7 protein-coding genes are annotated in these 12,100 nt (G+C 68.5%); 3 read left to right on the plus strand and 4 right to left on the minus strand.

What is annotated here, in order from left to right:
• Window positions 1-32: 32 nt before the first annotated feature.
• The 3 genes from Cs7R123_RS05135 to Cs7R123_RS05145 all read right to left on the minus strand — a co-directional run bounded on the left by Cs7R123_RS05135 (window position 33) and on the right by Cs7R123_RS05145 (window position 5,333).
• Window positions 33-1,526: an arabinofuranosidase catalytic domain-containing protein gene (locus Cs7R123_RS05135; protein WP_212823792.1), complete on the minus strand. Its 1,494-nt coding sequence runs from the start codon at window positions 1,524-1,526 to the stop codon at window positions 33-35.
• A 381-nt stretch (window positions 1,527-1,907) separates the two neighbouring features.
• Window positions 1,908-3,632, minus strand: a complete 1,725-nt coding sequence (locus Cs7R123_RS05140; RefSeq protein WP_212823793.1) for a cellulose binding domain-containing protein — start codon at window positions 3,630-3,632, stop codon at window positions 1,908-1,910.
• A 294-nt stretch (window positions 3,633-3,926) separates the two neighbouring features.
• Complete coding sequence (locus Cs7R123_RS05145) at window positions 3,927-5,333, minus strand: non-reducing end alpha-L-arabinofuranosidase family hydrolase (protein ID WP_212823795.1); 1,407 nt, start codon at window positions 5,331-5,333, stop codon at window positions 3,927-3,929.
• A gap of 318 nt (window positions 5,334-5,651) precedes the next feature.
• Here Cs7R123_RS05145 and Cs7R123_RS05150 point away from each other — a divergent pair, with 318 nt between their 5' ends.
• Together Cs7R123_RS05150 and Cs7R123_RS05155 are read left to right on the plus strand one after the other, a co-directional pair.
• Window positions 5,652-6,110: a hypothetical protein gene (locus tag Cs7R123_RS05150; protein ID WP_212823797.1), complete on the plus strand. Its 459-nt coding sequence runs from the start codon at window positions 5,652-5,654 to the stop codon at window positions 6,108-6,110.
• 621 nt (window positions 6,111-6,731) lie between these two features.
• Window positions 6,732-8,111 carry an endo-1,4-beta-xylanase gene (locus Cs7R123_RS05155; RefSeq protein WP_212828855.1) on the plus strand — a complete coding sequence of 460 codons (1,380 nt, stop codon included), beginning with the start codon at window positions 6,732-6,734 and terminating at the stop codon, window positions 8,109-8,111.
• A gap of 394 nt (window positions 8,112-8,505) precedes the next feature.
• Here the strand turns inward: Cs7R123_RS05155 and Cs7R123_RS05160 are convergent, their stop codons facing one another.
• Window positions 8,506-10,149, minus strand: a complete 1,644-nt coding sequence (locus Cs7R123_RS05160; protein WP_212823800.1) for a ricin-type beta-trefoil lectin domain protein — start codon at window positions 10,147-10,149, stop codon at window positions 8,506-8,508.
• A 596-nt stretch (window positions 10,150-10,745) separates the two neighbouring features.
• On the opposite strand from Cs7R123_RS05160, the gene Cs7R123_RS05165 reads away from it, so the two are divergent.
• Entirely contained in the window at window positions 10,746-11,780 is a 1,035-nt protein-coding gene (locus tag Cs7R123_RS05165) for a LacI family DNA-binding transcriptional regulator (protein WP_212823803.1), read from the plus strand.
• The last annotated feature ends 320 nt before the right edge of the window (window positions 11,781-12,100 follow it).

Raw genomic sequence — 12,100 nt, forward strand, 5'->3', positions numbered from 1 at the left:
CGCGGTGTTCCGGCCGCGCCACAGCCCGCGGCCTACGGTGCGATGGACCAGAGCTGGCAGGTGTTGTTGAGCCACATCCACAGCTGCGCCTTGGTGCCGTTGGCGGTGCCGCAGTTCTGGGCGTCCAGGACCATGCCGCTGTTCTCGACCACCAGTTCGTAGCGGCCGTTGCCGGCGGGGATCACCGCCCACTGCTGGCAGGTGTTGCCGAGTGACTGCCACAGGTTGGTGGCCGTGCCCAGCGCCTGGCCGCAGTTGACCGCGTCCAGGACCTTGCCCGCGTTGACGTTGGTGATGGTCCATTTGTTAGCGCCGACGCTGTTGAACCGCCACTGCTGGCAGGTGTTGCCCAGCGACTGCCACAGCTGGAGTCCGGTGCCGTTGGCGGTGCCGCAGTTGACGGCGTCGAGGACCTTGCCGCCGGCCAGGTTCGTGAGCCGGTAGGTCGCCCCGTCGACCGGGAACGTCACGCTCTTGCTGTAGCCGACCGACACGATGTTGGCCTGCACCGAGTTCTCGGTGGCGTCGCTGGGGTAGCCGCTGGTCATGACGCCCTCGAAGAACGAGCCGACCGAGCCGTTGCTGTTGTCGCCGCCGATCCCGAGGATGATCGCGCCCTGCTTGGTCATCGGCTTGTAGCCGGACTGGGTCGGCAGCCCGCCGTTGTACTGGGTCTTGAGGCCGCCGGACCGCGCGTCGCCGTCCTTGATCGCGTACGTGGTGGTGCCGTTGTTCTTCAGCATCGCGGTCACGAACGCGCTGTTGCGGCCGGTGTTCGCGGTCCAGGAGCCGTTGCCGCCCGCGAACAGTCCGTTCTCCAGGTCGGCCGCGACGCGCGGGCCGCCCGAGCAGGGCGAGAACCAGCACAGGTTGCCGAAGTAGATCGCGTCCATGTCGCCGTTGCCGGTGTCCAGGTTGTTCGTCTCGGCGTTGCCGTAGTCGAAGCAGCACCGGTCGTTGACGTGGGTGCCCTCGGTCACCATGTACAGGCCCTCGGGCTGGCTGCCGGTGGCGATGCCGTTGGTCGCGTTGTTGCGGTAGCCGTTGCCCGCCGAGATGTAGACGCCGTAGACCTTGTGCCCGCCCGCGGTCACGGGCAGCGCGGCGGCGTTCGCACCCTGGTCGGCGGTCGGGTTGGCGCCGCCGCCGGGAGCGATCGTCAGATCGTTGTGACGCGACGTCTGGTCGTAGATCCGCACGATCGTGCAGTACGTGCCGGAGCAGAAGTTGTCCTGCGTCGCCGCGTTGGCGTAGCCGCCGGCGCTGAGCACCCCGACGTTGGTGGTCGCGCCGTCGGACCAGCGCCGCACCTGGTAGAGCGAGCCGCTGTAGGTGCCGAACAGGGCCCGGGTGGTGCTGTGCGCGGCGACGCAGGGGGTGCCGCCGGAGGCGTAGATGTCGCAGGGGCCGGTCGTGGCGGCCAGCGAGGTGCCCGCGCCCGTGAGGACGCCCGCGATGAGCGCCGCCGTGCTGACGACCGCCAGCGCGGCGGTGCGCAGGTGACGGTGCCTGGGGTGGAGTGCCATTGCTTCCTCTTCCGTTGCGGTGGGGAGCTGGGGACCGTCGCCGGGCAGGGTGCACCGGCACGTCGGGACGCGACGCGCGGCGGGCTGGGACTGGTCCGTCAGGAGGGGTCGCTGCGGCGAGAGCTGAGGGGTCAACGGGTGCGGCGGCGGGACTGCCGAACCTCCTTTCGGCGGGGACGCCGACGCAGCATGGCCAGGCGCGCAGGGCAACGGCGCGGCCAGTTGTGAGCGCTAACATACTCGGGGCGAAATGTTTACGCAACATCGAGTGTCGTCGAAGGAACCCGTGAGCCGCCGGCTCGTGTAGGCGCCGGCCGGGGCGTGTGGGCGCAGCGAGCACCCCACGCCCGACCGGCGCTTCGACGAGTTCGGCGGCACCCGTCAGAGAGTGATCACCACGGTGGAGATGCTGCGGGCGGCGACATTGACGGTGACCTGGCGCCCGTTCACCCCGGTCGGCTGGCCGGCGGCGTTGGCGTTCTGCGAGGTGAGGTAGTACTCGGCCTTCGTGATGTTCTGCGGCGCCTGGATCACGGCGTTGTTCACCGCGCTGGTCGACCGGTTGAGGATGACCAGCGTGACCTTCCCGCCGCCCAGGTAGGCGGTCACCTCCAGCGGCGACGCCTTCGAGCTCTTCGTCAGGGCGACCCGCTGGTAGCCGGGGCGGACGTACTTGGCGAACTGCGAGAACGCGTACCCGCGCTTCAGCGGAGCTCCGGCGGTGGTGCCGTAGGCGGCCTCGCCGTCACCGATGAAGGAGTAGTAGCGCTTGCCGTACCACCAGATGTAGGCGCTCCAGTCGGACTCCATGGACTTGTGCACGGTGCGCATGATGTCGTCGAGCGTCTCGTTCCAGACAGCCTGGTTGCCGGGGTCTCCCCAGATGTTGGAGCCGTTGCCGTCGGCGGCGTGCAGGTTCCACTCGGTCATCCACACCGGTTTGTTGTACTGCTTGGCAAGGGCGTAGGGCGTCAGCCGACCGGCGGACTCCGTGCCGTACAGGTGACCGCCGATGTAGCCGATGTTGTTGCGGGCACACGAGTCGTTCAGGGTCGGGTCGGTGTAGCCGTAGTTGAGGTTCACCGCCTCGGCGACCAGCAGCCTGGTGTTCTGCACCTTCGCGCCCTGGGTGCATGCCCAGTTCTGCAGCTCGGTGCCGCTCCAGTCCATCGAGTCATAGTCAGGATGCCAGTCCGGCTCGTTCTGCACCGACGTCACATCGATCGTGACGCCCTGGTTGCGCATGTACTGGACGTAGCTGTTGAGATGGTTTGCGTAGTCGTCGTAGTAGTCGGTCTTCAGCTTGCCGCCGTTGGTGCGGCTGTTGTTGGTCTTCCAGGCCGCGGGCGCCGTCCACGGCGATGCGAGGATCTTCACCCCCGACCCGTACGACTTCGCCGTCTTGAGCGCGTTCACCTGAGTCGCCCACTCACCGGAGACCGGCGAGATGCCGGTACGCACGATCGACAGGCCCAGCTGGTTCTGCCCCAGCCCGACCAGCGTCTGCGTCTCGGCGGTCGACCAGGCACTCCCCCAGATCGACACGGCGGCCCCGAACCCGTCGATCGTCTGGTACGTGGTGGCGCTGTTCACCGTGATGTCCGCGGGGCCGCTGGAAGGCGCGGTGCTGGGTGAGACGCTCGGCGAAGGACTCCGCGACGCGCTCGGGGAGGCGCTCGGCGACGTCGGCGCAGTGCCGCCGGTACAGGCCACGCCGTTCAGCGCGAAGCTGGTGGGCGCGGGATTGCTGCCGGCCCACGAGGCGTTGAAGCCGAACGAGGCGGTGCCGTTGGTCGCGACAGTCCCGTTGTAGCCGACGTTCTTGGCGGTGACCACGGCACCGTTCTGGGTCAACGTCGTGTTCCAGGCCTGCGTGACGGCCTGACCGGCGCCATAGGACCAGGTCAGGGTCCAGCCGGTGATCGGGTCACCGAGGTTGGTGAAGGTGACGTCGGCGCCGAAGCCGTCCTGCCACTGCGACGACACCGTGTAGTCCACCGCGCATCCTGCCGCTGCGGCCCCGGCCGGCAGCGCGACCGCGACCGCGGCCAGTAGCACAGCGCCGGCTGACACCCAGGCGGCATGGGGCATGCTGCGTTTTCTCATGGGAGCTCCTCGAAATGAAGGACGACCGGCACATCCGGTGCGAACCCCCGGCTGCCGTCCGGCCGCCATGTCGGACAACGTGACTGCCGTGCTCGGCGGCTGCCCGCGCCGCGGTCACCGGACGAGACCCCGGTGCGGGCAGCAAGTTGCGCTGAACTGTGCGTGAGCTGGGCGGCCTCGCTCTTGGACGAGTCCGCCCAGCTCGGCTTCGGAACTCTCGCCACACCGCCTGCCGAAGGTGGTGTGGGCCATCCTGAATGTCAGGAAGACACGGCCTGGACCGGCGTCAGAGCACTACCGCTGGAGGGTGAGTAGGCCGGGTCGGTAGGGCAGTAGGCCGTAGTCGCCGCCGGAGTTGGTGGCGCGGCCTTGGTAGAGCAGTTGGAGGTTGCAGGGGTCGATGGTCATGGTCTGGTCGGCGGTGTTGCGGATGATTTCGCCGTGGCTGATGTCGTTGGTCCAGGTGGCGCTGCTGTTGGTTTTGCCCGCGAAGGGGTTGCTCTCGGTGGCGGCTTGGGGGGTCCAGGTTCCGTTGAGGGTGGTGGTGGTGAAGGAGCGGAAGTAGCGGCCGTTGTTGCCGATGGCTTCGACGATCATGAGGTATTGGTTCTGGCCGGCGATTTTGTAGACCTGGGGTGCTTCGAAGAGGTTGTTGGTGGTGTCGGTCAGGATGGTGGTGTAGGTGGTGCCGAAGTTGCCGGGGAAGTTGGCGATGGGCATGCTGGCGCGGTAGATCTTGCCGTTGTCGCCGGCGAAGAACAGGTACATGTTGGTGTTGTCGCCGATGATGGTCTGGTCGATGGGTCCGGTGCCGGAGCCGGTGATGGTGCCGGTGAACAGGGGTTGTGCGGCGGACCAGCCGTTGGCGTTGGTGGGGTCGCTGGTGGTGCGGTAGGAGAACGCGGTGGGGCCCCATTGGTAGGTGAGGACCCAGGTGTTCTTGGGGGCGAAGTAGAACAGGTGGGGTGCGACGGTGCCGGATGTCATGGTGTTCTGGGTGGCGGTGGCCATGTCGGTCCAGTTGGTGAACGGGCTGAAGTTCATGGAGCCCCAGGTGGAGCCGTTGTCGTGGGTGGTGGCGTAGACGAGGTGTCTGCCGTTGTAGGGGACGGTGGTGAAGTCTTTGAGTGAGGCCCAGCCTGATTTGGGGGTGGCCAGGGCGCCGGTGGAGGTCCAGCGGTAGCTGGACGGCAGCGAACACTGACCGGGCGGCGACGTCGAGGGTGACGGCGACGGCGAGGCCGAGGGCGACGGCCCGGTGGACGGTGAGGATGTCGGCGTCGGGACGCCGTTGCACGTCACGCCGTTCATGGCGAAGTTCGTCGGAAGCGGATTGCTGCCCGTCGACGAGCCGTTGAAGCCGAACGACACCGCGGCGTTGGTCGCGATCGAGCCGTTGTAGCTCATGTTCTTGGCGGTCACCGCCGAACCGCTCTGGGTCAGCGTCGTGTTCCACGCCTGGGTGACCGTCTGACCGGCGCCGAACGACCAGGTCAGCGTCCAGCTGGTCACCGGGTCGCCCAGGTTGGTGATGGTGACGTTGGCGCCGAATCCGCCCGGCCACTCCGACGACACGGCGTAGTTGACCGAGCAGCCTGCGGCGGCGGCACCGGCGGGCAGCGCCACGAGAACGGTTGCCGACGCCAGCATCGTGGCACCCGCTGCCACCAGGCCGGCGAGGGTCGATCTGGTCCTTGCCATCAAACACCTCCTGACATCTCGCGGTCCACAGGTTCCAGCGCCTGAAATGTGACCGCTAACAGTAGTAGCGAGCATGTTACGGGAGCGCTCCCAGACATACAACCACAAGCATCGATCACCTCGACCGAGCGGCAAGACGCCATCGCGTCATCGCCAGCAGGCAGGCCGGCTCGGCGAACGGAGTTGTCGACCGCGTCTGTAACCACGGCGGACCGGGCGAGCAGAGGAGGCGCCATGTGACCGATCACTTGAGGTGGTGACATCTGGTGACCGGTGCACGTTCCGCGACTCCCCGCGTGCAGCCGTTATCGTCTGGCGGTGACGATCCGCATGTCCGCCCGCGTCGCCGGGTTCGCCGTCCTCGCCGCCGAGGTGACGGCGATCGCCTCCCAGGCCGACGGGATGCCCGCGCGAACCGCGTGGACGTTCTTGATCGCCCTGCAGTTCGCGGCGATCCTGTGGGCGACCCGGCCGCAGTCGGCCTCGGCCCTGCGGATCGCGGCGCCAGCGTGCCTGGCCGCGGTCACCGGCGCAGCGGTTTGGGCCATGTTCGCGATCACGGTGCCGCTTGCGGCCGGCGACGCTTCGGCGCTGGCCGCCGTCGCGGCCACCGGTCTGGTCGTGGCGGTGTTGTCACGTGCCGACGGAAGGCACGGGCTGCGGGCCGCAATTGATCTCCTCGGCCTTCAGCTCCTTAATGATCTTCCTGGTCATCTCGTGGGTGCTGCCGGCGTTGACGGGCTTCGTCAGCCACAACGACCCCCCGGCCTACGATGACGCGGTCCGCCTGCCCGATCCCGTCACCGAACTGCTCCTGTCCGCGACACTGACCGCGGTTCTCTGCTGCGACATCCTGCGTACCGGGGTCCGCGCTCGCCGCGGAGCCAGGCTCGACAGAAAGCCCGTTCTCGCGCCGGCGTTCAACGAGATGATCGTCGAACGTGCCGATTAGTACGCCGGTGTGACGGGTGCTCGCGGCTGCCACCTCGGCTCGGAGCCGAAGCGGCGCCGCCCGCGGCGACCGCGACACGACCAGGTGGCCGCCTGACCTGCGGCATCCGAAACATTTCGCCGCCCCATTGACTATTTGAATGTTATCGGTCACATTCGACTGGCGGGCAAGCGACGTGCTCGCCTCATCAGGCCACCTTGTCGCCGCATGGAGCAGGGCAGTGACCCATGCGGTGCGTTCACATGGAGCCGTGTCCGGTGGCCTGGGCGGGGTTGTTCATGGGCGATTCGTCCGGCCACCGGCCGACTGGGCCGGCGTGCCGCCGACGGCACCGTTCGCAGCAGTCCGGCGCGCCCGCCCGGGAGCCGCCGCGTTCCCGCACCACCGCATCCACCCGGTCCGGCCGCTGATCCGGGCCCTCCGTTCCCAGGAGCCAACACATGACAATGCCGCCTGCCCGCGTTCTGCGGGCCACGGCGACGGCCGCACTGCTCATGGCCGTCACCACAGCCGCCGCGACGGTCCTGGCCACCTCGGCCAGCGCCGGCACCACGCTGGGCGCCTCGGCCGCCGAACGCGGCCGCTATTACGGCGCCGCCGTCGCGGCCGGCAAGCTCGGCGACTCCACGTACGTGAGCATCCTCAACCGCGAGTTCAACGCCATCACGCCCGAGAACGAGATGAAGTGGGACGCCACCGAACCCTCGCAGGGCAGCTTCAACTGGTCCGGTGGCGACCGGATCGTCAACCACGCCCAGGCCAACGGCATGCGCGTGCGCGGCCACACGCTGGCCTGGCACTCCCAGCAGCCGGGCTGGGCGCAGAACCTGTCCGGCAGCGCGCTGCGCTCGGCGATGGTCAACCACATCACGCAGGTCGCCACCCACTACCGGGGCAAGATCTACGCCTGGGACGTGGTCAACGAGGCATTCGCTGACGGCGGCGGCGGCGGACGGCGTGACTCGAACCTGCAGCGTACGGGCAACGACTGGATCGAGGTCGCGTTCCGCACCGCGCGGGCGGCCGACCCGAACGCCAAGCTCTGCTACAACGACTACAACACCGACGGGATCAACTCGAAGTCGACCGGCATCTACAACATGGTGCAGGACTTCAAGGCCCGGGGCGTGCCCATCGACTGCGTCGGCTTCCAATCGCACCTGACCAACTCCGCGCCGTCGGACTACCAGGCGAACCTGCAGCGCTTCGCGAATCTCGGCGTGGACGTGCAGATCACCGAGCTCGACATCGCCGGCTCCACGCAGGCCGGCGCCTACGACGCGGTCACCCGTGCCTGCCTGGCGGTGTCGCGCTGCACCGGCATCACGGTGTGGGGCATCCGCGACAGCGACTCGTGGCGCACCGGCCAGAACCCGCTGCTGTTCGACTCCTCCGGCAACAAGAAGGCCGCCTACACGTCGGTCCTCAACGCCCTGAACAGCGGCCCGATCATCAGCCCGTCGCCGAGCCGCCCGGCCTCGCCTTCGCCGAGCAGCCCGGCCTCGCCCTCGCCGTCGGTCTCCCCGGCTCCGGGCGGCTGCACCGCGACGGTGTCGCTCCAGACCTGGACCGGCGGTTTCAACGCCACCGTGCGGGTCACCGCGGGGTCGACGGCGATCCGGTCCTGGTCGGTGCGGCTCACGCTGCCCTCGGGTGCCGTGATCGTCAACACCTGGAATGCCGCCCCGAGCGGCACCAGCGGCACCGTCTCGTTCTCCAACGTGTCCTACAACGGCCAGGTGTCCGCCGGCCAGTACACCGAATTCGGTTTCCAGGCCGACGGCAACGGTGCGGCCATGAGCCCGACCTGCACCGCGACCAGCTGACCGGTCATGCGCAGCGACCGGGCTCGTCCAGGAGGTGACGGAACCATCGGCAGGGCTGCCGCGGTGACCCGCGATGTCCCGGCCACGCCCCCTGACACGGGTCGTACAGTCCCGTCAGACTGACCAATCAAGCCGCCGACCAGCGGCAACGTTCGGCCCGGCGGTATCGCCGGGCCGAACGCATGTCCGCGTATGCCGTCCGCGCTGTCGCCTCTGGGCACCCAGGCGGCGCTGCGCGGTGGCGCGGTGTCGAGAGTGCCCGACCCCCCGTTCCGGTCGGGGGGTCGGGCGCCGCTGACCTGCACCGCCAAGCCGGCTGGTACAGGCCCGCGGAGATCTCGGGTCCTCGGCCGATCGGGCCGGTTTCCCGTCCGTGCCCGTCAGCCGTGCCGGATCACTGCCTGGTCCATCGCTGGTTGGCCGCGCCCGCGCAGGTCCACAGGATGACGGTGGTGCCGTTCGCGGTCGCGTTCCCGTTGACGTCGAGGCACAGCCCGGAACTGCTGCTGCTGATGGTTCCGGAGGCGTTGAGGGTCCACTGCTGGTTGGTCGAGCCGCTGCAGTCCCAGATCTGGACCTTGCTGCCGGCCGCGGCCCCGGTCGGGGCGTCGAGGCACTTGCCGAGCACCTGCAGCGACTGGCCGGTCGCGGTCCAGCGCTGGTTGGCCGCGCCGTTGCAGTCCCAGATGATCGGCTGCGTGCCGTTGGCGGTGTTGCTCTGCGGGATGTCCAGGCAGCGACCGGAGGCCGCGCTGACCAGGGCGCTGCTCGTCGTCGGAGACGGCGACACGACCGCTCCGCCGCTGACGCGGTAGACCACCGTGCCGTGCGCCGGGACACTCGCGGCGATCGAGCCGGTCGAGGTGCTGGTGGTATCGGTCCAGGCGTCGCGCAGCGTGAAGGAGGTGCCGCTCTTGCCGATGGCCGCCGCCGTGGTCGACACGGTCGTGGTGGCGCCTCCCTGGTTGAACAGCGCCACCGCGACGTCGCCGTTGGCCAGGCGCTTGGCCAGCACCCGGCGCGTTCCGTCGTTGCTGACCTGGGTCGCCTGCAGTCCCAGCGAGTCCTGGTTGACGGCGATCAGGTTCTGGTTCTTCAGGATGGTCTGGGTGGCCGCCGTCATCGATCGCAGGTCGTTGCCCGCGATCAGCGGTGACGCCATGATCGCCCACAGGGCGAAGTGGCTGCGCATCTCCGTGTCGGTCATCCCGCCACGGCCGACCTCCATCATGTCCGGGTCGTTGAAGGCGCCCGGCCGGGCATACGAGGCGAGGGGAACGGTGACGTTGACGATGTTCTGGATACCCATCGGGTAGCCGTTGGTCTGGCCGGTGTCCCACGCGTTGGTGATGTCTTCCGTCGTCCGCCACATGTTGGCGACGTCGCCCCAGTTGCGCTGGGGTCCGGTCTTGGCATGGATGCTGTTGGGGTTGATGCTGTAGACGATCGGGCGTCCCGTGGCCGCCAGCGCGTCGCGCATCTTGGCGAAGGTCGCGACCTGCTGGTCGATCGTGCCGCTGGGCGAGCACCAGTCGTACTTGAGGTAGTCCACACCCCAGGCGGCGAACTGGCGGGCGTCCTGCGCCTCATGCCCCTGGCTGCCCGTCGCTCCCGGGTAGGAGCCGAAGTACTGGGCGCATGTCTTGTCGACCGGCACCTGGTAGAGACCGAACTTGAGGCCCTTGCCGTGCAGGTAGTCGCCGAGGGACTTCATGCCGCTGGGGAAGCGGCCGGGGTCGCCCTGGAGGTTGCCCGAGCCGTCGCGGTTGGGGTTGAACCAGCAGTCGTCGACGACGACGTACTGGTAGCCGGCATCGCGCATGCCGGAGCTGACCATCGCATCGGCCATCTGGCGGATGAGTGCCTCGTTGATGCTGCAGCCGAAGGTGTTCCAAGAGTTCCAGCCCATCGGTGGCGTTCGGGCGACGCCGTTCTCCAACGCCTGGACGGCGGTGGCCTGCCAGCCGACGGCGGCAGCCGCCAGCAGCGCGGCCACCATGGCGGCGCCGGTGCGCCACCTGCGGGGTCGGTGATCCATCAGTCTCTCCTGCGTCGTTCGGGCGGAAACGGACGCGAGGCGACCGGTCTGCCCGTCGATGGGTTGCCTGCGGAAACCGCGACCGCCATCGCCACCGGGTGCGCTTCGCGAGTGCGCCGCCGTCGCGCGGGTCCGCGCCGCGCCCGGTCAGCGGGCGCCTCGGCGACTCACTCGACAAGACTGTGAGCGATCACATCCATAATCGTCAAGACGTAACGACGAAATTGCACGTACACGAGCCCCAGAGGTCCATCTTGATCAATGATTGACATCTGTAGGGTGACCGCTAACATGGCGCTACCCGACAACCACGGCGCCAGGCCGGGCAGCCCAGGCTTCGTGGTCGCGATGCCGCCGCACGGGTCTGTCAGACCCCGCCGCAGGCGGCACGCGCTGGACCTCCCCGGTCGGCGAAGACCGGCCGGGGAGGTCCACCTCCGTCGGTCACGCACCCGCTCGCCCTGGCACCGCCAGGTGCCCTGCGACCGGCCACCGCCAGCCGTCGCATCCGCGTGCGGGTGACCGCACCCTGAACTGGCAGTTCCATGGCGGCCCGGAAACATACCTGCGCTAGCATGCCGTCTCAGGGGGTCGCCATGAGCCAGCAGCCACGCAGTGCGGTCATCCGGGACGTCGCGCGGCTCGCCGGGGTGTCGCACCAGACCGTCTCCCGCGTGATGAACAATCATCCGAGCGTACGGCCGGAGACACGTGACCGCGTGATGAAGGCGGTTCACCAGCTGAACTTCCGGCCCAATGCGAACGCCCGCGGCCTGGCCAATCGTCGTTCGCGTCTGATCGGCGTCATCAGCTTCGAGCCGCTGCTGTTCGGCCCGGCGTCAACCCTGCTCGGCGTCGAACGGGCAGCCAGGGCCGCAGACTACGGCGTCAGTGTCGTCGCGTTGGAGCAGCTCGACCACCATGCCGTCGTCGAGGCACTCGACCGGCTCACCGCACAGGCTGTCGCCGGTGTGGCCGTCATCGCGCCCCTGTTGAGCGTCTCTGAAGCGACGCAGACTCTGCTGGCCGCCGTCCCCGCGGTCCTGGTCGAGCCCGACGCGGAAGCCCACCTCTCGACCGTGGCGGTCGACCAGGTCGCCGGCGCGCACCTGGCGGTCGAGCATCTGCTCGGCCTCGGGCATGAGACGGTCTGGCACCTGTCCGGGCCGCAGAACTGGTCGCAGGCACGCAGCCGTGAGGACGGATGGCGTCAGGCGTTGCAGGCGGCGCAGCGGCGAGTCCCACCGGTCCTGGCGGGTGACTGGAGCCCCCGCTCAGGCTACGAGGTCGGGCTGGACCTGGCCCAGCGGCCGGAGGTGTCAGCGGTGTTCTGCGCCAATGACCACCAGGCGCTGGGTCTGCTCCGGGCACTGCACGAGCGCCGGGTCCGCGTGCCCGAGGACGTCAGCGTCGTCGGCTTCGACGACATCCCCGAATCGCGCTACCTGTCTCCGCCGTTGACGACGGTGCGCCAGGACTTCGACGAGGTCGGTCGACGCTGCCTGGGAACGCTTCTCGAAGTGATCGAGGCAGGCTCGGCCACCGCGACTTCACGTCACCTTCGCGTGCAGCCGACCCTGATGGTGCGTGCCAGCAGCAGCCCGCCGTCCCGGGTGGTCCTGAGCCGGTGACCGCGCCGACGGGACTGCCGTCGGGTCAGTCTGCGCCATCCTGCCATGAGCGGCCAACGGATCGACTGCTCCGGATCAGCTCTGGCGACCGGCACTCCGCATAGCGGACCACTCCGGCCGCAGGTCAAGCCAAGCGCAGAATGTTAACGATAACAGCGCGGTCATCGCCGGCCTTCGTCGAGCTCCGCCCGCATGGCCCGGACGACCGCTCCGCATTCACCGCCAGGCGCCGACCTTAGACGGCTTCCATTCATCAAGATGAGTCAGGCGTTTGTTTTATCGCATGTGGATGACCGTATGTGCGAATGCGTCTCATCAGG

Origin of the sequence: Catellatospora sp. TT07R-123, from assembly GCF_018327705.1 — a bacterium.
Taxonomy (GTDB): Bacteria; Actinomycetota; Actinomycetes; order Mycobacteriales; family Micromonosporaceae; genus Catellatospora.